This window comes from Microcoleus anatoxicus, assembly GCF_042465725.1.
Lineage (GTDB): Bacteria > Cyanobacteriota > Cyanobacteriia > Cyanobacteriales > Microcoleaceae > Microcoleus > Microcoleus anatoxicus.
On sequence record NZ_CP120853.1, the window covers coordinates 1,527,897 to 1,553,892 of the forward strand.

The window sequence follows — 25,996 nt, forward strand, 5'->3', positions numbered from 1 at the left end:
GATCTATCTCGCTTTTATTCAACGAAAATAGGAGGTAGAGCCTTTGGATATGCGTTACCAGACTCTAGCTTGGTAACGAGTAAACAAGTAAGTTCTCTATCGATTACCAATTACCGATTCAGAATGCGAATCATAATCCAGCGATTGAAATACTCACCGTCGTGAACGAGCGGTGATTCTTGACACTTCATCGGATGAAGCTACCGGAGTAGTCTTACTCTTCCTCTGTGTCCGTTTAGAGTCGTGGCGATTCCCCATCCCGACTTGATTTATATTTTTTGCTGCATTCTCGTCTCTATCGTGCTCAATACCACAGCTTAGACAAAGCACCGAACGAATAGAAAGGTCTAATTTCCCCCATTTAAAACCACAGTCGGAACAGACTTGGCTCGTAGGTTCCCAGCGACTAATTACCCTAAACTCACGCCCAAACTTCTCCGATTTAGCTTCACAAAGGGAACGAAATTCGTACCAACCTTGTTGACTAATTACCATGGCTAATTTGCGATTCTTGACCATTCCTGACACATTCAAATCCTCCAAAATAATTGTTTGGTTTTCACTGACTACTTTGGTTGATAGTTTTTGCAGGAAATCTTGACGCAAGTCAGCAATTCGATTGTGCGTTTTGGCTATTTTAATTCGAGTTTTATGCCTGCGTTTTGAGTCTTTCTGCTGTCGGGCTAGCTGTTTCTGAAGTTTACGAACTTTTTTGTCTAGCTTTTTACAGCTAGGGCTTTTAGCTTTCCCTCCATCACTCATTACCGCAAAGGTTTTAATCCCTAAATCAATACCGACGCTCATGTGTTTAGCTTCGACTTGAACGGGTTCAACCTCCACCACGAAACTCAAGAAGTAACGGTTGGCACAATCTTTAATGACCGTTACTGATGTCGGATCGGATGGTAGTTCTCTCGACCAAATAGGCTTAATATTGCCAATTTTAGCTAGATAGACTTCCTCCCCTTTAATTGAAAAACCGCCAATCCTAAAACGTGCCGACTGACTGTTCGTGCGTTTCTTGAACTTGGGATACCCAACCTTGCGCCCCTTCCTTTTGCCTTTGCAAGACTGAAAAAAGTTCTTAAAAGCTGTTTCCAGATCTGCTACAGATTGTTGTAACGGGATATTCGATACTTCACTTAGCCAAGCTCTTTCGGTTGTCTGTTTCGCTTGAGTGATTACTACCTTTTGAAGTTCTGCCGATTTCGGCTTTTTCTCCGACTGCTTGCACAGTGCAAGAGCATCATTCCAGACTACGCGGACGCAACCAAACAACTGCGCTAAACTCTGTCGCTGTTGGTCTGTCGGATAGATTCTGTATCGATACCTTGCTTTCATTATTTTTGCTTTTTACTTACTCTATTATACTAGGTCTTACACGATCGAGAAAAATTAAAGCCGTCTTGAAAGACGGGGCTTGTACCCATTCTTTTGGTCAAATCGTCTCAAGTCGAAGTTAACGATCGAATAATTGGCAAAATTAGCCGCGGACTGAATCTGCTTGTAGGTATCGCAGACACCGACACCGAAGCAGAACTAGATTGGATGGCTCGCAAATGCCTAGAATTGCGTTTGTTTCCCGATCCAGCCACTGACACTGGCCGCTGGGAGAAATCCGTACAAGACATCGGTGGCGAGTTGCTGGTTGTCAGTCAATTTACGCTTTACGGCGACTGCCGCAAAGGTCGCCGACCTTCATTCGATCGCTCTGCGCCCCCAGAAGCCGCCTCCATTCTGTATGACAAATTTGTCGAAAAGTTGCGCGCCAGCGGTTTAAAAGTCGAAACAGGCTTGTTTGGAGCTCAGATGCAAGTCTCTATAGATAATGATGGGCCGGTGACTTTGGTGTTAGAAAAAGAAGCAGGGTAAATTATCTACTGCTCTACCGGGTTTTGTCCAAGAATATTTCGTTATATCAATTCCGGTTGGATCGGAATGATGTAACCGCGAAGGCGCGAAGTACGCGAAGGAAGAGAAGAGAGAGTTTAATACAGGACGATGAAGAGAGGATTTTATATTACAGCCTGATGCAATGACAAAAACCCGGTTGCTTTGGTTGTCCTGAGAAAGGCTACATACCAATTTTCTAAATTAACCGGGTTTTGAAACTGCTCTGCCGTAGGTAGAGAATACATTGCAGTTCCCTACATTCTGCTGACTACCAATTCCAGAATCTTCCACCCCCAAAATCCCGTCTCAAGGCCAGTTAGTAAATTGTCCACTGAACGGCCTTGCTATACCCTCACTCGCAAGTGCGATCGCCCCACCTTCGCAAGAGATCAGAATGCTTGTGCAGTATAGGTTTAAGCACAAAATCACCAATGCTCTACAGCCAAAGCTTAAAATCAGATTCAGCAGCCAAAAACAGTTGCATGAGAGAGTGGAACACCCAAGTCACTGCACTATTTGTACTTCCCGTACATTCAATGTATAGAGAGTTGAATCCGCACAGCAAGCCAAACCGCCTGCAACTGCATCACTCACTCTCTGACAAAAGTCCTCGCACTGTCGCTGCGGTGCCCTACCACCTGATAAATACCATGACTGTCACAACTGCCACCAACTCCGTTAACTGCAACACTGCTTCTACCATCAACTCCCTTCCAACTGCCCCCTGCGAACAAACCCTCGAAATCCATAACCTTCCCAGCGTCGATACCCTAGCTTTGGCTGACTTCGCCCTCAAAGCGTTGCAAGCAGAGATGAAAACACCAAGCCGTAGCGCTCAATCTGTGGCGATGCGGATTGCTAAGGAAGTCGAACGGATTTGCCAAAAAAGCGATCGCATCCAAATTTCCGGCGAAGTCCAAGCTTGGCAAATCACCTTAGCCGAACACCGCTTGCAAAAAACCCTGGAATTCTATCGCCTCGGTTCCAAGCAAGGCCGCGTCGAACTTCACTCTCACCTCGCATCGATGATTTACCGCCATGTTGCTTCCTTTAGATCGAACTTGAACTACCAAGCTCGCTACAACATGATTGAAGACTTTTTGCAAGGCTTTTACATTGAATCTTTACGGGCTTTCCGCCGGGAACACCAACTCGATCTGAGCTACCAGCCCCGCACACAGCTAGAATTGGCTGAGTACATGGCTTTCACCGAACACTACGCCAAACGCCAAATTGGTTTACCAGGCCGCAACCGCCAACGCCTGATTGTCCTCCGCGCTCAAGGTTTTGCCAAGGGTCAACCTCCTGAAACTGCGATCGACATTGAAATGGCTGTAGAATCTGGCAAGGGAGAAGATGCAGAAATGTACAGCCGCTCTCCAGCGCTGCAACAAGTGCGCGAACAAATGGTGTCTGAAACTGTCGATCCGGCTGACGCTGTGTTGCGCGATCGAGTAGTATCGGAATTGATTGCTTATCTGGAATCGCAAAATCAGCCAGAATGTGTTAGCTACCTCAATTTGAAATTGCAAGACCTTTCTGCTTCTGAAATCGATCGCGTTCTTGGTTTGTCTTCCCGTCAACGGGACTACTTGCAACAACGTTTCAAGTACCACGTCGAAAAATTTGCCCGCACTCAAAACTGGAAATTAGTGCACGAATGGCTCGGTGCTGATGTCGATCAAAAATTGGGAATGACTTCGGACAAGTGGGAAACATTTCGCGCTCAACTTTCTCCCGAACAGCAACAACTGTTAGCAATGAAGCGGAATCAAGAAAGTGACAAGGACATTGCCACTGCCATCAAATGTACTCCCAAACAAGTCCAAAAACGCTGGGCGCAACTGTTGGATCTCGCTAGCCAGACTCGCAACAGCACCCAAGCCTAACGGGTACTCCAACATGAATGCAACCGTTTTCTTGAGACCCAAAAATGCGATCGGGTGCGGCGCAATCTCCAAAAAGCCCGCCCCGGCGTCCCCTCTCAAATCCCTAACTGGGGATGCTGGATTATGAAAGCTTTTGAGCTAATTAAATATATTAAAACAGCACTACATTTTCTTAATATTTATGATTCCCAGGTTATGCCTGGGAATTTGTTTTTAGAGATAACCTTGCGAACCTGGAGAACCCCCTCTTTTTTAAGGGGGGCTGGGGGGGATCTCTGGGTTTAAAAACACTCCCTAGTGGCGATCTCTAGGGCAAGAAAACACAGCCCAGTCACATAAATAACGTAGTGAGCTCAGATTTGGTATGATAATCAACACCGACGATCGCACCCGCAACAGGTACTAGAAAATTTATGTGTCTCAATCCCGGAGATGTACTAGCCGGACGCTACAAAATTATTGATAAATTAGGACAGGGAGGATTTGCTAGAACCTACACGGCTCAAGATATACAAAACCCCGGAAATCCCCCATGCGTGATTAAGGAAATTCCTTTTCCTAAATCAGAAAATTCCTTGGTGTTGGAAAAAGCCCGAAACCGATTTCAAAGCGAAGCTAGGGCTTTGCACATTCTCCGCAATGACTCGCGCATTCCCGAATTGTTCAATCACTTTGAGGAAAATGGCAACTTTTACTTAGTTCAAGAATTCATTCAAGGAACTCCCCTAAGTCAAGAACTCATTCAAGGGCAGCAGTGGACGGAAGCAGATGTAATCGCCTTGTTACGAGAAATTATAGAAATTTTAATTTTTATTCACACAAAAAATGTTATTCACCGCGATATTACACCTTCTAACTTAATTCGGCGCACAAACGATCGTAAAATTGTTCTGATTGATTTTGGAGCTGTCAAAGAAATCAGCACTTTCACCTCTAGCAATACAGGCGAAATATTGACATCGCAGGCGATCGGTACAAGCGGTTATATGCCCGCAGAACAATACAATCCACGGTCAAATTCGGGACCATACAATGATATTTATCCAGTAGGAATCATCGCGATTCAAGCTCTCACCGGGCGGCGTCCTACAAATTTGCCACACGACCCCGAAACAGGTGAAATACTCTGGATTTTTTCAACATCCGAGCGAGTTAGCGATGTTCTAACAAATATTTTAAATCAAATGGTGCGTTTCAATTTTCTGGAGCGCTACCAATCTGCTACTGAGGTGTTGGAAGCCTTGGACTCGGGACAACCACCGCCACCGGACTCGATCGAGTTGCTCCTCCAATTTGTGAGACAGCACTTTCGCTGGCTGCTATTCGGACTTGCAGGACTGGCTGTTGCATTGGCGATCGCACTTTTAATCCCCAGAATTTCTTCGCCACCAACGCCAGAATTTACACCCTCCGCAGATGGTGTAAGTTCTGGCGAAAAACTCCTAGTGCAAACCTCCGCCCTTTGGTCAAAACAAAGGGGAATTAATGAGTTTGCTAGCTTGAATTATTTAGAAGCTTTAAAATTGCTCAAACAGTCCTGGCGAGAAGACCGCAGAGATCCAGAAACTTTAATTTATATCAACAATGCGCTGCTCAAATCAATCAACGCAGAATATTACACCATCGCAATAGTCGTTCCCGTCCGCAGAAATCAGGACGGCAGTATTTTCAATGCCAACTTAGCAGAAGAACTGCTGCGCGGCATTGCTCAGGCTCAAACAGAAGTTAATTTAAGTCTCATCACTCCCAATAATAGCAATAAAGACTTTCCCGGTCAAGAATTGCTCGAAACAAAACCTCTTAAAGGCAAAGGACTCAGAGTCATCATCGCCGATGACGCCAATATCAAATCCTACGCAGTTAAAAGAGCAAATTCTCTGGTCGCTCAGCCCGATATTTTAGCAGTAATCGGACACTACACCAGCGACATGACCGTGGAAACAGTAGATATTTACGATCGCAATAAACTTGTCGCTATTTCTCCGGGAAGCACAACAGAAGAACTGACACGCAAACCCCGGAAATTTTTCTTTCGGACGGCTCCGACAACTAGCATAGAAGCTGAAGCTTTAGTAAATCAACTAATCTCAGTCGATCAGAAAAAAGTTGCAGTATTTTACAATCCCAACAGTCCGTTCAGCGCTTCTTTGTGGGAAGAATTTAAAAAACAATTTGAAGCCCTAGGAGGAACGACTTTTAGAATCAATAATTATTACGATTTATCTAAAAATAATTTTAACGCCCCAGCAGCAATCCAAGAAGTAGAAAAACAGGGGAAAATAGCCATACTTTTGATTCCAGATGGTCAAGTCACCAGTTCCCTAGAAAATGCGATCGAAATGATTAAAGCTAACAACGATCGCAATTGGATAGTCGGCCCTTGGACGCTGTACGAAACGAGAATATTAGAATTAGCAAAAAAGTTAAAGTCTGTTAAAAAACTGGGAATATCCGTGTTTTGGCATCCGTTAATCAGTTTTGACAAAAAATTTCCACTCAACGCTGAAAAATTGTGGGGAGGCCCGGTAAATACTCGATCGGCCTTAACCTACGACGCAGCCAAAACACTGATTAAAGCCCTAGAAATACAGGAGCAACCAAGTCGGGAGGGAATGCAACAAACCTTAGCATCGCCAAATTTTCAAGCCAGTGGAGCCACGGGTATAATTGAATTTGACCCAAACACCGGGAATCGAAAAAACTCTCCTAAACGATTGGCGCACATTGTTCCGTGTTCTAGAGAACAATTTGGCCTGACATTTGTGCCGATCGAATTTCCCACAGCCGCCGCCGCAGGTTTAAAATGCGAGTAAATTAATATCTTGCACCATTCTCAACCAACCTGTAGATACAAGGGGCGGGTTGTACAAACCATTTGTGCCTAAAATCAATAATTTCATAAACCCGCCCCGCCCGGTGCAACTATCGCCACAGGTGCAACATATCAATTTATTAGATATATTGAACAAGGCTAGTTTTTTTTATAGGAACACTTATGAATATCAATCTCGCTCCCTTCCCCGGTTCTAGTCTCAAACCCGCAGCCCAAAATATCTGTGCACTCAAACAAGTCTTCCAGACAATTGATGCCCATAGCTGTCCGGGTTCCTATAACTTCCATATGCACACAGTGTACTCGGATGGACGCTTGCAGCCAGAGGAATTGCTCCAAAAAGCGATCGCCCTTGGTGTCAAAGGCTTAGCTATTACAGACCACCATAGCACCAAAGGCTACGAAAAAGCTCAAATTTGCTTGGATAATTGGAAATTAGACCATCCCGACAACAATAGCATCATACCCTCTCTGTGGACAGGGGTGGAAATTAATGCTGAATTACTCAATAACGATGTACATATTCTCGGTTATGGCTTCGATCCGCAACATTCCAGTCTCCAACCCTACTTAGGAGGTAAAGGTACAGAAGGAACTTATTTGTATCCAGCCATCAGGGTAATTGAAGCTATTCATGAAGCAGGAGGTTTAGCCGTTCTGGCCCATCCCTGTCGGTATCGTTCTACCGCAGAGAAATTAATCCCAGAAGCTGCTCGTTTCGGCATTGATGGTGTAGAAATTTACTATGCCTACGGTAATCCAAATCCTTGGAAACCAAGCCCCAAACAAACTGCTTTAGTTAAAGATTTAGCAGAAACTCACAGCTTGTTTGGAACTTGTGGAACTGATTCTCACGGCCTGAGTATTTTAGTCAGAATCTAGATATAGGATCGGATTCAAACTTAAGGCTCTGCTTTGAACTTATCGCATAAGTTTTCTGCAATAAGTTGACCAACTTGCTCATGGCCTTGGCTATTCCAATGACCTTCACAGGGCAGAGCATTGGGAAAGCCCTGTACACAAGTTTGATTTTTTTCTGCATACTCTCGCAATCGCGGGACTGTATCCAATGTCGTAATATTGAGGCGATCGCCAAGGGATTTGATTCTATGATTAGGATAATACAAGTCCTTAATGCCAGATTGTTTCATATGGTCTTGACGAGCTATAGGATCGGGATGGACTTGAGCTCCCGTACTGACAATCAAAACCATAAAATCTGTCTTTTTTGCCTTAACTTCCTGATTCATTAGTGTAATTAATCCTTCTGTCACCTGCCAAGCCTCTTTCCATACTGGCTCAATAGGTTCTTGAAAGTTCTTAGGGGATAGTTCTTTTTCTGTGGCATCAAGCAGACGTTTTTTATGATCTAAATCAACTTTTCTGACTAACCGCAAAATGCGTGAATTATTGACGAACCAAGTGGGAAGATAATCAACCGAGGAAAATTTTAAATAGTCATGTTCTTCCGGTGACATTTTCAGCCATGACATATCTGGGACTAATTCACCATTTTTATATAAAAAAAAGGGCCGACGTTTATAAAAATCAAGCTTTTTTGAATTGTTAATAATATCGTTGCCTGGAAAAAAAGCTAAAATCACTAAATCGGGAGAATATTTCCAGACTTTCTGGCGCAGAGTCATTAGTTCTTGAGCCGTCCCATAACCTTGAACCCCAAAATTAATTACCTCAACTTTGCGATCGCCTAAAGCAGTACATTTTTTATTGAGTTGCTTTCTCATTTTCCACCAAAAAGTCTTTTCCATCGGCACTTGTAAAGCTTCGGCATAGGAATCTCCCACCAGCGCGATCCGAAAAGTTTTTGGTGGTTTCTCCTTCGTATGTTCACGATCGCGTAAACCATCTTTATTCGCTTGGATAAAAGAGCGCTCCCCTTCACCCAGCCACTCGAAGGACGCGCCCGGATTCAATGACCAAGCTCCAGCGGGATCGTCGAATCTGTAAGTATCAAAAGAGACAGGCTCACTGGGCTTTTTCAGACCTTTAATTCCCCCCAGATGAAGACCTAATTCTCCCAGGAAAACACCCGCCATAATTCCCCCCAAAATTAGGCTCAGTTGTTGCCCCCATAAACTTAGTTTTCTCATGTTAGTTTTCTCATGGGTAGAAAGCTGAAATCTGGAACTATAGCAGTCCTTGCAGGAGTCGTAAAGTTTTTACCCCACCCCAACCCGGACCTTATTAAGGTCCGGGAGTAAGAAATTCACAAATGATTTAGGATTGCTATAGATGCTAGCCTGATCTGTAGGTTTTACAGAACGCGATCGCCCCCAAGTCAAACTCAAAGGCGATCGCACTTAATTCCACTCAAATAGGACTCACACCAATTTAATGGGTCGTTGCATATATCCCGATCCCCCTAAATCCCCCTTAAAAAGGGGGACTTTGAATTCTTGCTCCCCCTTGTAGGGGCGGTGCCCCCGTGCCCGCCCTCTTGGCGCTGGGGGGATCAAATTCTATGCAACCTCATAAAAAATAGGACTCACAAAGCCCACGCTACAGAAACTATGCTGCTGGCACAAAAACACTTGCCGTAAGCTCGCTTGGGGCAACCCCTACAACGATACCCAAATAGCCGCCGAGTTTAATTGCCGTAGCACTAACAGGAGCTCCTCCATTCAGATTCAAACTTACAGCTTCCAAGGTGAGGCTAGCAAATACACTCCCGCCAGTTAGACCAATTTTGTCCCCAACAGTAAAGTCTGTAATCACATCTGCCTCTGCTAAGGTGGCAGCCGTCGCCGCCCCTCCGGTTAGAATAAATGTATCGCTTCCACCGCCACCTGTGAGAATGTCTTGACCGCGATCGCCACTCATTATGTCGTCGCCTAAGCCACCAATCAGGACATCATTTTCTTTACCACCGGTGATAGTGTCATTGCCATCTCCTCCGGTGAGAGTATCGTTGTCATTGTTGCCGGACAAGTTGTCATTACCAGCACCGCCGTCAATCTGATCCGATCCTTTACCGCCTGGTAAAGAGTCGTTGCCAGCCCCTCCGTCGATTGTATCGGCTCCTTGCATTCCGTTAATGATGTCAGAGCCGCTTGTCCCGGTAATATTGTCGTTGCCAGATAGCCCCAAGATTGGTTTGCCAGCAGCAGCCGGGGGCAGTGATGACACCAAAATATTGTCATTATTGTCTGACAGGTTGTAAGACTGACCGCTAACAGCGTTGGCTGGTTGCCCAGTGGGAGTACCAGGGCCGGAAGAATTGATTGCAGGTGCCGCGATCGTTACAGGCGTACCACCAGCAGTTGGTGTTGGCGTTGGCGATGGTGTCGGAGTAGGTGCTGGTGTAGGCGTTGGAACTGGAAAAGGTGTTGGTGTTGGTGTCGGAGTAACAGGTGTTGGTGTTGGAGTAACAGGTGTTGGTGTTGGAGTAACAGGTGTTGGTGTCGGAGTAACAGGTGTTGGTGTCGGAGTAACAGGTGTTGGTGTCGGAGTAACAGGTGTTGGTGTCGGAGTAACAGGTGTTGGTGTCGGAGTAACAGGTGTTGGTGTCGGTGTGATAATGGGGGTGTCGCCACTCCGGGGGGTCAACGTGACAGTACCTTGAGGAACGGTGACCTGTAGGCTGTAATCAGCAGGGAGACCTCCAGCTTTAGCACCGGTGACGCGGATTCTGTAGTTAGTATTTGCTTGGCGCGCGACTCCATTAAGCTGCGCGTCCAAACCGCCACCGTTGTTATCATCGGAAACAATAGTGCCAGTATTAACGTTGACGAATTGCACAAAAGGGTCAAAACCAGGTGTCGCGCTGCTGAGGTTAATGGTGAGAAGTTGGTTCACCAAGGATGTAGTTACTAAAAATTCATCAGCCAGTGTGTTGCCGGTGTTGAAAGTGGGAGCTAGAAAAGTAAAGTCTTTGCTGCCTTCCAATTTACCAGTTAATGTAACGGCAAGAGCGCCGGTTAAGGGGCTGCCACTGAAGTCGCTACCTCTGGGAACTAAACTGATATCGCCCGTAGGAATGGTGGCCTGTAAACTGTAGGGATTAGTAGACGACGGTTCGAGTTTGAAAAAGCTGGTGACGCGGACTTTGTACTTAATGCCGCCGGCAATTGTGAAAGAATTAGGAGTGGTCGCAGGGTTAGTACCATCCTGGATGGTAGGCCGATTGGGTGCAATCAGTGAGTTAAGATTAGTGGAATCGGTATCGTCTGAATCAGCAATTACCTCACCTGTCGTGGCATTTATAACTTCCAGGAACGTGTCATAATTGAGACCTGTAGCCGTAAGAGAAAGCGTGACAGGTTGCCCGATCGCAGATGTATTTAAGTCATATTCATCAGCCCGCGTGAAGCCGCCGCCGAAACTGGGAGCTGGAAAAATAATGTCATTCCCATCAAGTTGACCAGTTTTTGTATCAGTATTTGCCATTGGATTTAACCTCAATAATTAAAGTTTCAACCGAGTTTCTGAAGTAGGGACACGGCACCGTGCCCTTATTCGTGTCAACTTAACGTCAAACCCTGTCACAGACTGCTGGCAAGACTATTAACCCTAGATCCCCCCTAGCCCCCCTTAAGAAGGGGGGGACAAGAGTCCGATCAAAGTCCCCCTTCTTAAGGGGGATTTAGGGGGATCTAGACTTGGCTATGAACGAGAGATACCAAGGATTTCAGCCTTAAGTTGACACTAATGGGCTCGCTTGAGTGTCCCTACCGTGGGGATAGATCGATCGCGCGGTGTCTTTCATAAATGTGGAATCTGCTATATTGCTACACATCTCCCACGAGTCACCTGTGCAGTCATGCTGAAATCTGGAACTAGATGCTAGCTTTATTTGTAGGTTTTACAGAAGGCGATCGCACCTTTTTAAACACCAGTAAATGCAACTAATCAACTAAATTACCTAAAAAATCCTGAACTTACGCAGTGTAAAACATTGGTAGGAGTAACTCATAAATTGCCCTACACAACATAGACTTTACAACTTAGTTTTGCGCCCGTCCTAAATTGTATTCCTACGAGCACGTCTTATAAAAAAACTCGGTAAGTGGGAAACTCAGCGACTTCAGTCCTGAGAGGGAAACGAATCGGCGATTTCAATCGCCTTGAATCCCCCTTGCGAGGGAGAGGGGTATGGTTGCCCCTCTAGGGAGATATGGTTGTCTCCAGCCCCTTTCGGGTAATGTTCGCCTCGACCTGGTTATAAAGGCTTGTTAGACCTGCAACACTGTTTCAGTGACTTTAAAACTGTTTAATTGCAGATGACAGAGCGGAAAACTGGCGTCGCATTCGCCGGTGTCGTGACCTAAATAACGTCTCCTCAGAAGAGGGGTCTGGTCAGTATAGCTTGCTCGATTTTTCTTACAAGCTCAGTGGCGTTGATTCCCTGAGTTACTGACAGAGTGAAATTTGCATTAATTAGTTTATTTTTGGCTGATTGACTAGAAGCTTACTGTTTTCCAAAAGCAAGTTCAAGAGTTTATTGATTTGAATTATATATATATATATATATATATATGATAAATAAAAGTTATTTAAGTTGCGATCGCCCTACTGTTTGAGTTCGGAAAGATTAATTTTTTATAAAAAATAGTCGCTACTTTTTCCCCGCACCAGTAAACAACTTTTTACCGGGTGCGTGACAGTCCGCAGTCGCAAGTTGCGAGTCAAATATTGCTCGCTGTCACGCACCCTACAATTACCTTTCCGGGAACAACTGACAAGACCGATTAGTTGGCTGATTCGCCCAATTTAAGCGAGAATTGCCAAACCGATCCATCCAACCTTCCAAATAAACCCGATTAGCCTTTTTTTCCTCTGGATTAGATGTATTCATTGGATGAGGTGCTAAACCCAAAATAGTCGCCGTAGTCACGCAAAACATCGACTTTTGAAAACTCTGACAAATTTGCACCCGCACATCATCTTCGCCTCGACAGCTAGTGCGATAAATTTCTTGCAAATACTCCGGCAAAAAATGCCGCATATCTTGCATCAATTGAGTTGGCGGAATTCCCGCGCCTCCAATCGGTAAAGGATCGGCAAACAAAGCACCATAGCTAAAGTCTCTTTGTTGTTCCGGGATTTGATGAGCTTGAGCGTTGTAGGAAACTACTCCAAAAAATGCAGTTCCCCGAAAGAAAATTGACTCGACATAGGGAATCGCTACATCTGCTAAAAATGTCAATCCAGCCTCTGGAGGAATGATATTGTAGACTTGACCGCTAATCTTGACGCTGTAGGTAATTGGTAAACTGGCGGCGGCCACTAACCCAGCTTTGACAAAATCAACTACGTCAGCAATAGACTTAGTTTCCCCTCTATCGTAGGAATCAGATAAGTCCATAAACAAATCACTCATTACCCGCCAAAACTGACCTAAACCGGTGTAGTAAGCCAGCATCCGCACTTGTTCCGGCAAAAAATCAGGAAATGCTTTATGGAGTCCCTGCATGAAAAAATTGCCTTTTAATTTAGCAGCGATCGCATTTTCGACCAAATTATCAAACTCTGGCGAATCCAAATAACTATCCAAACCGCCACCACCGTGCCACAGCATTGTTTTCATGCAATATTCGGCATACTCAAAGTTTATGCGATCGTGCCACAAATAGCGCATCAATTTGGGCAGAGTAACTTCCCCATTGAAATATTTAAAAAATGGAAAAAGCACTAAAAACTGTTCTTCAGCGATGTAGTTTAGATTCAGAGAATAAGCATCTAAAACAACTGCATAACTTTTAAGAACTCCGACTACTTCTATTAAATTTTCTGCCGATTCAGGAAGTAAAGCTTGGCCTGATTCCAAGATGTCAATGTATGCTGAGAGCGGATGAGAAGATGGTTTTAATACGGTACTCGTCATTTTAATTTAACCTTAAATGAAGGAAGAAGGAAGAAGGAAGAAGGAAGAAGGAAGAAGGAAGAAAGATGTTTGTAGTAACAACTTTAGTCCTTTCATGATGCACTAAAAGCTTTTCAGATATAGCATTTCTTGGTCTGGTAGGGACACTGCCGTGGGGAGCATTCAGAATTTGCAAATATATCGGTAGGGGCGAAGCATGACCGTAGTAAATCCTTGCTTTTAACCAATAACTTATCTGCCGGAATGCGAGAGCCCTTACAAAATCGGGATTCTCCCCTGCCCATTGGTGTCAACTTAAGCTGTCAGCCCGCCCCGTGTCCGTTAGTCATTCATCAAGTCCGCCAGGGGTTGAAACCCCTGTCTAATAGCGAAAGTCCTCTCAAAGAGGACTGAAGAGAAGAATCTCAACTCCTGCCGTCCTCTTTTAGAGGACTGTCTTCTTTGAGACAGGGGTTTAAACCCCTGTCGGACTATCGGTTTGACGTTAAGTTGACACCAATGTCCCCTGCCGTGTCCCTACAGCTAGGTCATATTTTATGGTAAGTTTTGAGCGATCGCCTTAACTTGCGTTGGCACATTAGCTACCATCGCGATCGCCGTTTTCTCACTCAAAGCCACAATCACTCCCGGCTGTACTCCCATAATCAGAATAATCACAGCCAATACCAAAGAAGGAATGCGATCGCCCCAACGCACTTGTGGTAAACTCACCACCAAATCCGAAAGCCGACCAAAAAAAGCACGATTGACCATAATTAAAAAATAAACTGAAGTCAAACCAGTGCCGATCATGCACAGCAAAGTTTGCACCGGAAACACTTGCAAGCTACCGCGAAATACCAAAAATTCAGCAATAAATCCAGCCAAACCAGGAATACCCGCACTAGCCATCACTCCCAGAATCATTAAACTACCAATCATCGGCAAACCTCGATCGGGATTAAACAAACCCCGCAGCACATCTAAATTACGGCTACCTGATTTTCGGTAAACAACACCGACGGTTAAAAACAGTAGCGCCGAAATTAAGCCGTGGCTTACCATTTGTAAAACAGTACCCAACATACTCACCGGAGTAGCCGCAGCGCTAGCCAACAGAATGTAGCCCATGTGAGCGATCGAACTATAAGCTACCATTTTCTTCATATCTTTTTGGGCGATCGCGCAACTAGCCCCATAAAGCACACTGACAACAGCCCAACTCGCCAGCCAAGGTGCAGCCACCGCCCACGCATCAGGAAACAAACCCAAGCCAAATCGCAGCATCCCGTAGGTTCCCAACTTCAAAAGCACCCCAGCCAGCAACACCGAAACCGGAGTCGAAGCTTCTACGTGAGCATCAGGAAGCCAAGTATGAAAAGGCACCAAAGGCATCTTAATCCCAAAAGCCAACAACACCCCAGCTAGCAACACAATTTGCCTCACCAAAGGCAAAGGTAAAGCACCCTGCAAATGCGATGCACCCACAGCACCAACAATATCAAAACTAGAAGCACCACTCAGCCAAACCGTCCCCAAGAAAGATGCCAGCAGCACAATCCCAGCAAACGCAGTATAGATTAAAAACTTAGTAGCAGCATAACCCCGACGTTCGCCTCCCCAAATCGCAATTAACAGGTAAAGCGGAATTAGTTCCACCTCAAAAAACAGGAAAAACAGCAGCAAATTTTGAGCTAAAAAAGCCCCACTCACGCCACCCATTATCAGCAAAATCAAAGAATAATAAATTCGAGGTCTCCGAATAGACTCATCTGTGCTGTAAATAGCCACCCCAGTCAGCAGACAATTTAAAATCACCAAAGGCAGAGACAAACCATCAACACCCAGATTGTAGTTCAATCCCAAAACATCTATCCAAGGCAGAAATTCTACAAACTGCAACTGACTCGCATTTATATCAAACTGAGCCGCTAAAATCACCGATAAAATCAAAGTTATACCTGCCATCGCCAGGGCCAGATTCCGCACAATTTTAGAACTAACCGAACTAGGCCAAAAACCAATCAGAGCCGACCCCAATATGGGTATCCAAATTAAAGCACTAAGCATCAATTAAAACTTTCCTTTACTACAACTTTTAAAACTATATTTAAGATTAGCGCAAACCCAGACAAGATAAAAGCGATCGGCGGATTTTTTTTGTTAACATAGGTTCAGATGTATTTGGAACCATCCTATGACCTCAAGTCTTACAGAAAGTCTCACAGACCGGGAAGATTTGCAAGTTCGATCGGCATACCCTTCCACCCGCCTCACAGTTGCCGACTTGGAACAACTGCAAGGTATACTCTGCGAAGCACAGCTAGACTACCAATTAGAACTCGTAGACGGGAAGATTATCATTATGGGCGGATCAGACATTGTATCGAGCGAAATTGGACTTGAGTTTGGCAGACTTTTGCTTAACTGGGTCAAACCCCGCAAATTGGGACGAGTGTTTGAATCTAGTGGCGGGTTTATTCTCCCGAATTCCGATCTGAGAGTTCCTGATGTTTCTTTTGTGGTAGCCTCGCGCCTCAAACAAAGTAAAAGGTATTTTGCCGAACTCGTCCCCGATTTAGTTGTAGAAATAAAGTCTCAGTCCGATCGCATTAAACCCCTGCGAGAAAAAATCCTCTCATTTCTCGAACTCGGAGCAAAAGTAGGAATATTAATCGATCCAGACAAATGCACAGTCACAATTTACCGCCCCGCAACCGAACCAGTTATATTGAGAGATGGAGACATTATTTCAATTCCTGAACTATTACCTGGTTGGGAAGTTCCCGTTGCAGAATTATGGCCGATCGAGTTTGAGTAAAATTGGATAAAAAGCAGACAAACCCAGAATAAAATCATCTGCTCTCATCTGCTCTCATCTGCGGTTTAAAACAACCAAACTATCAAAGCCAGCAATACAGCCACTCCCCCAGCAATAGTCAACACATAAAACTGGGACTGACCATTACCACTATACTTCAAACCTTCGCCACTGAAAATGGTGGCAAAACCAAACAAATTCACCACGCCATCCACCACATACCTGTCAGTCCAAGCACTCATCTTAGAAATAGAATCAACTGCCCAAACCACAGTCAAACGGTAAACGCGATCGATATAAAAATCGTAAGCCAACAAATCCTGCAAAGCCGGAATCGGTAATCGCACAGGCCTAGGTATAACCCCATACCAATAAATAGCCACCCCGATCGCACAACCAATAAACCCAGACAACATCAACAACGGTGTATCCAAAGTTTTCAACAGCAAATTTAAACTATCAAAATCTCCAGTTTCAGCCCAAGGTCCACTCCAACTAATTAATAATTGCCACCGCTGCAACATCCAAGGCACTAAGAGTCCCGTAACAGTTAAAATTACCATTGGCACAGCCATTAGCCATCCGACTTCTGGAGTTCGGTGAGTTTTTGGCTGCGGTTTTCCGACAAACACCAAACCAAATACGCGAGTTAAATTGAGCGCCGTCAAACAATTAACTAACAGCAGCACAACTACCAACCATAAAGGTACTGTCCAAAAACCATTCAGCCAGCGCCGCATTGCCCAAAAATTCCCTAGGGGCAACAGTGCTACCATCCCCGCAGCGCCTACTACAAAAGCCGCAGTCGTGGCGGGCATTCTCGACCATAAGCCACCCATTTCTGTTAAATCTTGAGTGTTGGTGGTCGAAATAATCGACCCAGCGCTCATGAATAATAGTGCCTTGGAAATCGAGTGTGCGAACAGTAACAGCAAAGCAATGTCAACTTGATTTAACCCCACTGCGATAAACACCAAACCTAAAGAAGCGCTCGTGGAATGGGAGAATGTTCTTTTGAGGTCGATTTGGGCGATCGCCACTAAAGAAGCCCCAACCGCCGTCACCGCACCCAAAACCACCAACACCGCACCAGTCATCGGCGACAGCGCCAAAACCGGCTGAAGTTTAATCAAAACATAAGCCCCACCACCCACAACTACCGTATTCCGCATAATTGAAGCTGGGTTCGGCCCTTCCATCGCCTCGTCTAGCCACAAATGGAAGGGAAATTGAGCGCACTTAGCCGTAGGTGCGGCAATTAAAGCCAAACCTAATAAATTCCCAACTACAGGAGATAAAGTTGCCGATTCTGCCCATGTTTCTAAATCCGAAAAATTCAAACTTCCTGCTAAAGTAGAAAGTGTCACTACTCCCATCAGCAGGGGTACATCTCCCACTCGTTTGGTTAAAAACGCATCACGAGCCGCGGTGACTACCAGGGGTTGAGCGTACCAAAATCCTACTAGCAAGTAAGTTGAAAGTGTCAGCATTTCCAACAAAGCGTAAGTTAGAAGCAGCGAATCGCTAATTGCAATGCCACTAATTGCTGCTTCAAAAAAACCCAGCAACCCGAAAAATCGAGCCATCGCCCAGTCTTTTTCCATGTAGCCCAAAGCATAAATTTGTGCTAGCAAACTTAGAAATGCCACCAACTCCATTGCGCCCACACTTACGGTAGAGATTTCTAGGGCAAAAGATAGGTTTAAGTCTGTTACTTGCACCCAGTTTAGCAGCAATTGTTGAGGTGGTTCATTCCAAGTTTCTCTGAAAATCACTGACCCGTGGATAAAAGCCAACACAGTCATCAACAAATTGAAATAAGCCGCTGGTCTCGGCCCTGTTTTGCGAATAGTTCCCGTAGACCAAGGCAAAGTTAAAATAGCACCTATTAAGCCATATAAAGGTACCCACCAACAGGTTTGGAGGAGCAATGGATTCATGAATTTATCCTGATAAATTTGGATTTTACTGCTGTCTTTATGAAAAAAATATCCGCGAGCGATCGCACCCTCGAATTTTGGCTAAACGTGATTGTATAGTTTTGGCAAAATTTTTTGCACTAATGTTAACTATACCTTAAAGAACTCAAACTGAGAATTCTATCACTGAGAAATTAGTTTTTACCGCATAAGCGAACTCTACTTGACAAGTATTTTTACTTAGCGGACTCTCCAATTGCCACCTGCATCTACTCCTGACTATGTTAAGTTTATTAAAAAAATATTAAATCATTTTAAGGATCATAAAATATTTTAATTTTTGTTATTAAACATTATGATGTTGGTTTATATTGTCAAGGTACACAGCTTACCCTATTCTTAGAGGATAGGAAGCTTTAAACCGTTTTTCTAAATAATCTGGGCTCCCCCGTCCAATTTTTAAAATTGGTCAAAGATTTGTAACGGTAATTCCACTAACTCTCGCTTAGGAGATTCAAAAATGTCAATTGCCGTGGGAATGATTGAGACAAAAGGTTTTCCCGCTGTTGTGGAAGCTGCCGACGCTATGGTCAAAGCTGCTCGTGTCACCCTCGTGGGCTATGAAAAAATCGGCAGTGCCCGCGTCACAGTAATTGTGCGTGGTAACGTGTCGGAAGTCCAAGCCTCAGTAGCAGCAGGAGTGGAATCCGTCAAACGGGTCAACGGCGGAGAAGTTGTCTCTACCCACATCATCGCCCGTCCCCACGAAAACCTAGAATATGTTTTGCCGATTCGCTATACCGAAGCAGTCGAACAGTTCCGTGGCGACTAAGTTCTCACCGCACAGAAACTTAGTTCAGTGAAAAATTAGTGCAACCGTCAAAAAAACATCGTTTAGTTCCCCCAATATTAAATCAGGAGTAGAAACAATGGCAATTGCAGTTGGCATGATTGAAACTTTAGGCTTCCCGGCAGTTGTAGAAGCAGCCGACGCGATGGTCAAAGCAGCCCGCGTTACCCTAGTAGGGTACGAAAAAATCGGCAGCGCACGGGTTACAGTCATCGTCAGAGGAGATGTCTCGGAAGTACAAGCTTCAGTGGCCGCTGGAGTAGAATCCGTCAAGCGTGTTAACGGCGGACAAGTTATGTCCACCCACATCATTGCCCGCCCTCACGAAAACTTGGAGTATGTACTACCCATTCGCTACACCGAAGCTGTGGAACAATTCCGCGAAGGCGTGAGTGGCATTCGCCCACTCAATAGATCTTAAGACAGGCGATCGTTCATTGAGCTTTTGGTAATTAAAAATTAAAAATGAAAAATTTAAAATCCTGAGAGATTTTGATTTAGTATTTTTAATTTTTAATTGAGTAGGAGATGGCAGATTGGTTGTTAGTCATTAGTCATTACTCATTAGTTATTAGTCATTAGTTATGAGTCATTAGTTATTAGTAGACAAATAACTATAAAAGACGAAAAAAATGATGGAGGAAGGCTAATCTAAAAAGACTAATGACATCGAAAAATTGACAATTACCAATTACCAACTACCTGTAACCTAAAATGCAAATGGCAAAAGTTCTCGGCACAGTTGTCAGTACCCAAAAAGAGCCTAGTCTCAGAGGATCGAAATTTCTGCTGCTGCAATTCATCAATGAAGAAGGTTCGCCAGTTCCCGGATATGAGGTAGCCGCTGACTGTGTGGGCGCTGGTATAGATGAATGGGTTTTAGTAACTAGGGGAAGCGCAGCCCGGATTGCACCAGGAAGCGAAAACCGTCCGCTGGATGCTTTGGTGGTAGGTATTATAGATACTGTCAATGTAGAAAATCGCCTCATTTACAGTAAAAAAGACGACCCGTACCGCTAGTTGACAGTTGACAGTTGGCAGTTGACAGTTGACAGTTGACAGTTGGCAGTTGACAGTTGACAGTTGACAGTTGACAGTTGGCAGTTGACAGTTGACAGTTGACAGTTGGCAGTTGACAGTTGACAGTTGGCAGTTGACAGTTGACAGTTGACAGTTGGCAGTTGACAGTTGGCAGTTGACAGTTGACAGTTGACAGTGAACGGTGAACAGTGAACAGCTAACAGTTAACAGTTAACAGTTAACAGCTAACAGCTAACATTTTTTTTTCAGTTCAGGAGAACTTAACTTATGGCAGCCCGCAGTGTTGCGGCTCCCCCGACGCCTTGGTCGAAAAACTTGGCAGAGCCCAAAATTCACGAAACCGCCTATGTACATTCCTTTTCTAACATTATTGGGGATGTGCGTGTCGGTTCTAAAGTGCTGATTGCCCCAGGAACATCTATCCGCGCCGATGAAGGTACTCCTTTCCATATCGGAAATAGTACCAACATCCAAGACGGAGTGGTAATTCATGGTTTAGAACAAGGCAGAGTCACAGGAGACGATGGCAACTCTTATTCCGTTTGGGTAGGGGAAAATACTTCCCTCACTCACATGAGTTTAATTCATGGTCCGGCCTATGTAGGTGACAACTGCTTTATCGGCTTTCGCTCTACGGTGTTCAATGCCAGGGTAGGAAACGGTTGCATTGTAATGATGCACGTTCTAATTCAAGATGTAGAGATTCCTGCAGGAAAGTATATACCTTCAGGAGCTGTCATCACCAATCAGCAGCAAGCCGATCGCTTGCCAGATGTTCAAGATTCAGACGTTAAATTTGCTACCCACGTCATCGGAGTTAACGACGCTCTGAGAACTGGTTATCGCTGTGCCGACAACATCGCTTGTCTGGCACCTATTCGCAATGAACTTTCTAAAAATTCGGACATGACTCCAATCACTTATTCTACCCATGGGACCACTCAATTGAGCAATTCGCTAGTCGATAGCGTCCGCAACCTGCTAGCTCAAGGATACAGCGTCGGAGCAGAACACGCTGATGCACGTCGCTTCCGCACCGGTTCTTGGCGTAGTTGCGGACCCATCTCGTCCACCCGCGAATCTGAAGTAATCAATGCTTTGTCGGCTTGTATGAGCGAACACCAAGGGGAATACGTCCGCTTGATCGGCATTGATACCAAAGCCAAGCGCCGCGTACTTGAGGAAATTGTCCAAAGACCGGGTGACAATGGCTCTAACGGTTCTAATGGCGCGACAACTCGCCCATCTAATGGCAAAGTTGCTCAACCTGCTCACCAGAATGGCGCTGCTGCGTCCAATGGTCAATTGAGTGGGGATTTGGCTGGGACTATTCGCAGCTTGCTAGCTCAAGGCTACAAGGTGGGGACTGAACACGCTGATGCTCGTCGCTTCCGCACCAGTTCTTGGCAAAGTGGGGCTTCTGTCCAAGCACGGAACGAATCTGAGGCGATCGCCGCTTTGCAAGCTGTGATGCAACAGTACCCAGGAGAATACGTCCGCTTAATCGGCATCGATCCCAAAGCTAAGCGCCGCGTAGTAGAAGAAATTATTCAGCGCCCAGATGGCCCCGTTGCTCAATCTGCTCAACCAGCAGGGACAGCATCATACAAAGCAACTTCGACTGCAACAGGCAGCGCACTGTTGAGCGCCAAGACGATCGAGCAAATCCGTAACCTGCTCTCCCAAGGATACAAAATTGGTACCGAACACGCCGACCCGCGCCGCTTCCGCACAGGTTCTTGGAACAGTTGCTCGCCGATCGCCTCCAATCGCGAATCGGAAGTGATTTCTGCCCTGGAAAGCTGTCTGAAAGAACATACAGGCGATTACGTCCGCTTGCTAGGAATTGATTCCAAGGCTAAGCGCCGGGTGTTGGAAGAGATTATTCAGCGTCCTTAATTGGCTGGTAATTAGCATTTTTTTCCCGTTAGTTGCTGTCTAAGCTAACGGGATAACCGCCAGGAAATTGAAGTAAAATTTGAAAGAGTTAGAAGGATAGAGCAATAATTATTGCTCAAAATTAGGCATTCTATCTATCAATAATACAATCAAAAATATCCTTGTTAATAAACCTAAAATCCTACATCTAAAATGGTTAAGTTGAATGTATTTACCGCCACTGCAATTAAGTAGCAACTCTCAAGTTTATATCAGTGGCAATGTGGTTGTTGATGAGGGTGCCGCGATCGCCCCAGGAGTGATTCTTCAAGCAGATCCAGATAGCCGGATCTCGATCGCCGCCGGTACTTGTATCGGTATGGGAGTAATTCTTCACGCCCGTCAAGGTACTCTGGAAATCGGAGCGGGTGCGATTCTCGGCGCAGGGGTGCTAGTAGTAGGTTCGGGGGCGATCGGAGCAAATTCCTGTATCGGTGCGGGGACTACGTTGATTAATCCTTGTATTGAGCAAAGGCAAATTTTGGCCGCCGGTTCTTTGATGGGAGATGATAGCCGCCAAATCACCGCAGAAGCAGAAGCAAAACCAGAACCAGAAACCTCGCCAGTGGAACCACCAGTGGAACCAACAGTGGAACCACCAGTGGAACCACCAGTGACACCACCAGAAGTTGCTCCAACAAATCCTCTGACGCCACCGGAGACGGCTGCATCCCCCCCATCAACGCCCACAGAGCAACCTCCTCAACCCGGAGAAATACCAACCATTTTGTACGGACAAGCTCACATCAATCGGCTGCTGGGAACGCTGTTTCCGCACCGCCAAGCTTTCAATCGATCGGAGGAAAACGGTAAAACTTTTTCTGGCGGTTCCGAGTAGTCGTTTTTTCGGCAAAAAGCAGCTATGCTGAAAGCAGAAAGATGAAATATAAATAGTTGACATACTCCCCTGCCTAAAGGCAAGGGGATTCTAAGTTCAAACAGCAATTGCAGGCATAGCCTGTCTAACATCGCCTAACTTAACGGTTGATGCCCCAACCGCACAAATATTTATCGCAGCGTTCTCGTCTCTGTCGTTTACATTCTGACAGGACGGACATCGCCATTCGCGAACGGATAAATCCAACTCTTTCAGAACGTGTCCACAGTGGGAACAAGTTTTACTAGATGGATACCAACGGTCGATAAAAACTACTTGTTTTCCTTTCTTTTTGGAAACCCATTCGAGAATTTGGAGAAATTCGCCAAATGCAAGGTCTGAGATTTTACGTCCCCAAAGTCGTTGCATTCCTTTTAGATTCAACGTCTCAAAGCACACCACGTCAAACTTGTCAGTTAATTCGTGAGCCAATTTCCAGAACCAATCAGAGCGACGATTTACTACATCCTCGTGCTTGCGAACTAGATGAAGCCTTGCTTTTTCTCGGTTTGCTGACCCCTTCCGTTTTTTGGAGTGCTGGCGATTCGCCTTCTTGATAGCACTGAGGGACTGTTTCAGGAATTGCGGTGATTCTATCTTTGTTCCATCTGAGCAGGTAAGGAACGTTTTTAAGCCGAAATCAAAGCCAGCGATTCTACTCGTCTCGACTTTGGTTTCAGGCTCTCCAACGTTGTCAACGACCACAACCATAAATAACTCTCCCAGTGGAGTGCGTTTAATGGTTAAGGTCTTAACCTTCCCCTCTATTTCTCTGGAATTCCAATACTGATAAACACGATTCCCAATTTTAATTCGATTGCCATCTAAGAATTTGTAGCCAGCTTGTTTGAGAGTGAACGATTTGTATCTGCGAACTTTCTTGAAGCCGGGAGGTCTAACGCCTTTCTTGTGATGCTTAAAGAACAGTTGGTAGGCGATCGAGATGCGTTGGCAAATATCCTGAACAGCCTGAGATCCAACCTGCTGCCAAAACGCTTTACGCTTTCTGATTTTAGCGATATGACTTTGAAGTTTGCTGCAATTCAAGTGCTTGCTCCACATCCGGTAGTACCGTTTGTGAAGCGCGATGCAATGGTTGTAGATCACCCCAGCAGCATTAATGCTTCGCTTGAGGTGTTTATTCCGCTTGCTTTGATATAGCTTGAACTTCAATGTTTTCATGCTAACCATGATATCATAACTAATCATTGAACATCGAGATAGACTGTGCAGATTTAACTTTGAAATATTTAAGTTATTTTTCGAGACTCATGGTGTTGAAGTTGAATATATGGAAGAGACTTTACCTAAAACATATGAAGCTGAGTTAGTAGAAGATATGCTGTCACTAATTTCTTCTTTCTCAGCTAGGATTTACGGCAAACGTTCGGCAGAACGAAGGAAGAAGAAATGATTTTAGTAGAGAGACACATCATTAAACAATCCCATCAGCATTGGCAGTCCATAGATCGACTATCTTTCTTATCTAAGAATCTCTACAATGCAGCTAATTACATCTGTCGTCAATACTTCTTTGCTAGTAGTAAGAAATATAGTCTCACCGACTTATATCATTGGTATCTTAGTAATTGGTAAGAATGAGAACTGGAAACAGAATCTGAATATAGGTAAAAAAAATAATCAGTCATTCACGCAGATTCCCCATGCAAGATTAATTGACCAAATCGCATATAAATGTCAATTAGCAGGAATCAAAGTCGTAGTCACTGAAGAATCTTATACCTCAAAGACGAGTGCTTTAGATTTAGAAACACCCCGCAAACACAATACCTACCTGGGTAAACGTGTCAAGAGAGGCTTGTTTCGAACTCAGTCAGGAGTCAAACTCAATGCTGACGTTAATGGTTCCTTACAAATCACTAGAAAAGTATTCCCTAATGCCTATACAGTAGAAGGGATAGCGAGTGCAGCCGTTGCACCTTTAAAGGTAACACCTTTATTAAGTGTTAAACTGAGCAAATGAAGATTTGTTCAGTTTAACACGAACGGTAATAGAAGATGAACGGACACACAAATAATCATAGTAACGAATCGCAATCTCAGCGCCAGGAATACTTCAAAGACACAGCTTTGGGTTTGGTATCCACCAAAAGTTTTCCGGCAATTGTTGGGACTGCTGATATGATGCTGAAGTCGGCTGGAGTGATTCTAGTAGGATATGAAAAAATCGGTTCAGGTCACTGTACGGCGATCGTCCGGGGTAGAATTTCTGATGTTCGTTTGGCTGTAGAAGCCGGAGCACAGACAGCGGAACAGTTTGGTCAATTTGTTTCTAAATTAGTCATTGCTAGACCTTTGGCTAATTTGGAGGTAGTTTTGCCCATCGGTTTTCGCCTGACTCAACTATCTGAAAGTGGCAGTTATTCTCGTCTGAGCAATCAAGCAGTTGGTTTGCTAGAAACACGAGGATTTCCAGCAATGGTAGGAGCTTGCGATGCTATGCTCAAATCCGCAGACGTACACTTAGCAGCTTATGAAAAAATTGGGGCTGGTTTGTGCACGGCAATTATTCGCGGTGCAGTCGCCGATGTGGCTGTGGCTGTCGAAGCGGGAATGTATGAAGCTGAACGCATTGGTGAGTTAAATGCAGTGATGGTAATTCCGAGGCCTTTGGAAGATTTGGAACAAACTTTGCCTCTAGCTAGTTGTTGGATTGAGCAGCGTCAGCCTGTAATGATGCCGATCTCGGTTAAGCAAAAGGAACAAGAATTAATTCAACTTCCAGATTTGGAGAAGTTGACAGTTTCTGTGGAAGAGGAAGTGAATCGGTAGTTGGGTAATTGGTAATGGGTAATTGGTAATCGGGAATTGTTCATGGGGAATTGCCAATTTGACCATAAACTTGCGGAAAATACTTACAAAAGATTATCAATTAATGTATCAAATTTCATTTTGGGAAGTGCGTACAATAATCAGACCCAGTTGCTGATTTAAGTTGAATTGGGCGATCGAGCCATAGTTATTCAAGAATCAGACACAAAACAGCAACTCAAAGGAAATTTTTGAGTTGAACTTGGTATTGTAAATAATCGAACTTGGTAAGTCAGTTGAGCCTCGGTAACAGATCTCTCCCGAAGATCGCAAAGCTGTT

20 protein-coding genes are annotated in these 25,996 nt (G+C 44.8%); 13 read left to right on the forward strand and 7 right to left on the reverse strand.

Annotation, left to right across the window (positions count from 1 at the left end; genetic code table 11):
- Positions 1 to 153: 153 nt before the first annotated feature.
- The gene (locus P2A85_RS06485) at positions 154 to 1,341 is read right to left on the reverse strand and encodes an RNA-guided endonuclease InsQ/TnpB family protein (RefSeq protein ID WP_377478180.1); all 1,188 of its coding nucleotides are present in this window, start codon (positions 1,339 to 1,341) and stop codon (positions 154 to 156) included.
- A gap of 93 nt (positions 1,342 to 1,434) precedes the next feature.
- On the opposite strand from P2A85_RS06485, the gene dtd reads away from it, so the two are divergent.
- The 4 genes from dtd (at position 1,435) to P2A85_RS06505 (ending at position 7,497) form a co-directional block, all read left to right on the forward strand.
- Entirely contained in the window at positions 1,435 to 1,872 is a 438-nt protein-coding gene (gene dtd, locus P2A85_RS06490) for a D-aminoacyl-tRNA deacylase (RefSeq protein WP_377478182.1), read from the forward strand.
- A 671-nt stretch (positions 1,873 to 2,543) separates the two neighbouring features.
- On the forward strand, positions 2,544 to 3,782 hold the full coding sequence (locus P2A85_RS06495) for a HetZ-related protein (RefSeq protein WP_377481333.1): 1,239 nt from the start codon (positions 2,544 to 2,546) through the stop codon (positions 3,780 to 3,782).
- A 413-nt stretch (positions 3,783 to 4,195) separates the two neighbouring features.
- Positions 4,196 to 6,595: an ABC transporter substrate-binding protein gene (locus P2A85_RS06500; protein ID WP_377478183.1), complete on the forward strand. Its 2,400-nt coding sequence runs from the start codon at positions 4,196 to 4,198 to the stop codon at positions 6,593 to 6,595.
- A 182-nt stretch (positions 6,596 to 6,777) separates the two neighbouring features.
- Positions 6,778 to 7,497 carry a PHP domain-containing protein gene (locus P2A85_RS06505; RefSeq protein WP_377478185.1) on the forward strand — a complete coding sequence of 240 codons (720 nt, stop codon included), beginning with the start codon at positions 6,778 to 6,780 and terminating at the stop codon, positions 7,495 to 7,497.
- Between the two features lie 20 nt (positions 7,498 to 7,517).
- Here the strand turns inward: P2A85_RS06505 and P2A85_RS06510 are convergent, their stop codons facing one another.
- From P2A85_RS06510 to P2A85_RS06525, 4 genes are all read right to left on the reverse strand, one after another.
- On the reverse strand, positions 7,518 to 8,726 hold the full coding sequence (locus P2A85_RS06510; protein WP_377478187.1) for an SGNH/GDSL hydrolase family protein: 1,209 nt from the start codon (positions 8,724 to 8,726) through the stop codon (positions 7,518 to 7,520).
- Between the two features lie 418 nt (positions 8,727 to 9,144).
- Entirely contained in the window at positions 9,145 to 11,022 is a 1,878-nt protein-coding gene (locus P2A85_RS06515) for a calcium-binding protein (RefSeq protein WP_377478189.1), read from the reverse strand.
- A 1,270-nt stretch (positions 11,023 to 12,292) separates the two neighbouring features.
- The gene (locus P2A85_RS06520) at positions 12,293 to 13,459 is read right to left on the reverse strand and encodes a CO2 hydration protein (protein ID WP_377478190.1); all 1,167 of its coding nucleotides are present in this window, start codon (positions 13,457 to 13,459) and stop codon (positions 12,293 to 12,295) included.
- Between the two features lie 534 nt (positions 13,460 to 13,993).
- The gene (locus P2A85_RS06525) at positions 13,994 to 15,508 is read right to left on the reverse strand and encodes an NADH-quinone oxidoreductase subunit M (protein ID WP_377478192.1); all 1,515 of its coding nucleotides are present in this window, start codon (positions 15,506 to 15,508) and stop codon (positions 13,994 to 13,996) included.
- Between the two features lie 127 nt (positions 15,509 to 15,635).
- Between P2A85_RS06525 and P2A85_RS06530 the strand changes: the two genes are divergently transcribed.
- Entirely contained in the window at positions 15,636 to 16,259 is a 624-nt protein-coding gene (locus P2A85_RS06530; protein WP_371117880.1) for a Uma2 family endonuclease, read from the forward strand.
- Positions 16,260 to 16,324: 65 nt separating this feature from the next.
- Here the strand turns inward: P2A85_RS06530 and P2A85_RS06535 are convergent, their stop codons facing one another.
- Positions 16,325 to 18,199: an NAD(P)H-quinone oxidoreductase subunit F gene (locus tag P2A85_RS06535; RefSeq protein WP_371117878.1), complete on the reverse strand. Its 1,875-nt coding sequence runs from the start codon at positions 18,197 to 18,199 to the stop codon at positions 16,325 to 16,327.
- Between the two features lie 499 nt (positions 18,200 to 18,698).
- Here P2A85_RS06535 and P2A85_RS06540 point away from each other — a divergent pair, with 499 nt between their 5' ends.
- The 5 genes from P2A85_RS06540 (at position 18,699) to P2A85_RS06560 (ending at position 22,845) form a co-directional block, all read left to right on the forward strand.
- On the forward strand, positions 18,699 to 19,010 hold the full coding sequence (locus P2A85_RS06540; protein ID WP_096828468.1) for a carbon dioxide-concentrating mechanism protein CcmK: 312 nt from the start codon (positions 18,699 to 18,701) through the stop codon (positions 19,008 to 19,010).
- Positions 19,011 to 19,107: 97 nt separating this feature from the next.
- Positions 19,108 to 19,449 (forward strand): carbon dioxide-concentrating mechanism protein CcmK, encoded by a 342-nt coding sequence (locus P2A85_RS06545; RefSeq protein ID WP_006635058.1) that lies wholly within the window; start codon positions 19,108 to 19,110, stop codon positions 19,447 to 19,449.
- 293 nt (positions 19,450 to 19,742) lie between these two features.
- Complete coding sequence (locus P2A85_RS06550) at positions 19,743 to 20,048, forward strand: EutN/CcmL family microcompartment protein (protein WP_341733803.1); 306 nt, start codon at positions 19,743 to 19,745, stop codon at positions 20,046 to 20,048.
- A 288-nt stretch (positions 20,049 to 20,336) separates the two neighbouring features.
- Entirely contained in the window at positions 20,337 to 21,968 is a 1,632-nt protein-coding gene (locus P2A85_RS06555; RefSeq protein ID WP_377478195.1) for a ribulose bisphosphate carboxylase small subunit, read from the forward strand.
- Between the two features lie 205 nt (positions 21,969 to 22,173).
- Positions 22,174 to 22,845, forward strand: coding sequence for a carbon dioxide concentrating mechanism protein (locus P2A85_RS06560; RefSeq protein ID WP_377478197.1), 672 nt, complete (start codon positions 22,174 to 22,176; stop codon positions 22,843 to 22,845).
- A gap of 96 nt (positions 22,846 to 22,941) precedes the next feature.
- Here the strand turns inward: P2A85_RS06560 and P2A85_RS06565 are convergent, their stop codons facing one another.
- Positions 22,942 to 24,066 carry an RNA-guided endonuclease InsQ/TnpB family protein gene (locus tag P2A85_RS06565; protein WP_377478199.1) on the reverse strand — a complete coding sequence of 375 codons (1,125 nt, stop codon included), beginning with the start codon at positions 24,064 to 24,066 and terminating at the stop codon, positions 22,942 to 22,944.
- 25 nt (positions 24,067 to 24,091) lie between these two features.
- On the opposite strand from P2A85_RS06565, the gene P2A85_RS06570 reads away from it, so the two are divergent.
- The 3 genes from P2A85_RS06570 to P2A85_RS06580 all read left to right on the forward strand — a co-directional run bounded on the left by P2A85_RS06570 (position 24,092) and on the right by P2A85_RS06580 (position 25,677).
- On the forward strand, positions 24,092 to 24,298 hold the full coding sequence (locus tag P2A85_RS06570; RefSeq protein ID WP_377481335.1) for a hypothetical protein: 207 nt from the start codon (positions 24,092 to 24,094) through the stop codon (positions 24,296 to 24,298).
- Between the two features lie 87 nt (positions 24,299 to 24,385).
- Positions 24,386 to 24,868 carry an IS200/IS605 family accessory protein TnpB-related protein gene (locus tag P2A85_RS06575; RefSeq protein WP_377478201.1) on the forward strand — a complete coding sequence of 161 codons (483 nt, stop codon included), beginning with the start codon at positions 24,386 to 24,388 and terminating at the stop codon, positions 24,866 to 24,868.
- A 35-nt stretch (positions 24,869 to 24,903) separates the two neighbouring features.
- Positions 24,904 to 25,677, forward strand: coding sequence for a carbon dioxide-concentrating mechanism protein CcmK (locus tag P2A85_RS06580; protein WP_377478203.1), 774 nt, complete (start codon positions 24,904 to 24,906; stop codon positions 25,675 to 25,677).
- Positions 25,678 to 25,996: the final 319 nt, after the last annotated feature.

Coding starts and splice junctions, on each gene's coding strand:
- P2A85_RS06485 (WP_377478180.1), bottom strand. CDS start 1,341: ATGAAAGCAAGGTATCGATACAGAATCTATCCGACAGACCAACAGCGA.
- P2A85_RS06495 (WP_377481333.1), top strand. CDS start 2,544: ATGACTGTCACAACTGCCACCAACTCCGTTAACTGCAACACTGCTTCT.
- P2A85_RS06500 (WP_377478183.1), top strand. CDS start 4,196: ATGTGTCTCAATCCCGGAGATGTACTAGCCGGACGCTACAAAATTATT.
- P2A85_RS06505 (WP_377478185.1), top strand. CDS start 6,778: ATGAATATCAATCTCGCTCCCTTCCCCGGTTCTAGTCTCAAACCCGCA.
- P2A85_RS06510 (WP_377478187.1), bottom strand. CDS start 8,726: ATGAGAAAACTAAGTTTATGGGGGCAACAACTGAGCCTAATTTTGGGG.
- P2A85_RS06515 (WP_377478189.1), bottom strand. CDS start 11,022: ATGGCAAATACTGATACAAAAACTGGTCAACTTGATGGGAATGACATT.
- P2A85_RS06520 (WP_377478190.1), bottom strand. CDS start 13,459: ATGACGAGTACCGTATTAAAACCATCTTCTCATCCGCTCTCAGCATAC.
- P2A85_RS06525 (WP_377478192.1), bottom strand. CDS start 15,508: ATGCTTAGTGCTTTAATTTGGATACCCATATTGGGGTCGGCTCTGATT.
- P2A85_RS06530 (WP_371117880.1), top strand. CDS start 15,636: ATGACCTCAAGTCTTACAGAAAGTCTCACAGACCGGGAAGATTTGCAA.
- P2A85_RS06535 (WP_371117878.1), bottom strand. CDS start 18,199: ATGAATCCATTGCTCCTCCAAACCTGTTGGTGGGTACCTTTATATGGC.
- P2A85_RS06540 (WP_096828468.1), top strand. CDS start 18,699: ATGTCAATTGCCGTGGGAATGATTGAGACAAAAGGTTTTCCCGCTGTT.
- P2A85_RS06545 (WP_006635058.1), top strand. CDS start 19,108: ATGGCAATTGCAGTTGGCATGATTGAAACTTTAGGCTTCCCGGCAGTT.
- P2A85_RS06550 (WP_341733803.1), top strand. CDS start 19,743: ATGCAAATGGCAAAAGTTCTCGGCACAGTTGTCAGTACCCAAAAAGAG.
- P2A85_RS06555 (WP_377478195.1), top strand. CDS start 20,337: ATGGCAGCCCGCAGTGTTGCGGCTCCCCCGACGCCTTGGTCGAAAAAC.
- P2A85_RS06560 (WP_377478197.1), top strand. CDS start 22,174: ATGTATTTACCGCCACTGCAATTAAGTAGCAACTCTCAAGTTTATATC.
- P2A85_RS06565 (WP_377478199.1), bottom strand. CDS start 24,066: ATGAAAACATTGAAGTTCAAGCTATATCAAAGCAAGCGGAATAAACAC.
- P2A85_RS06575 (WP_377478201.1), top strand. CDS start 24,386: ATGCAGCTAATTACATCTGTCGTCAATACTTCTTTGCTAGTAGTAAGA.
- P2A85_RS06580 (WP_377478203.1), top strand. CDS start 24,904: ATGAACGGACACACAAATAATCATAGTAACGAATCGCAATCTCAGCGC.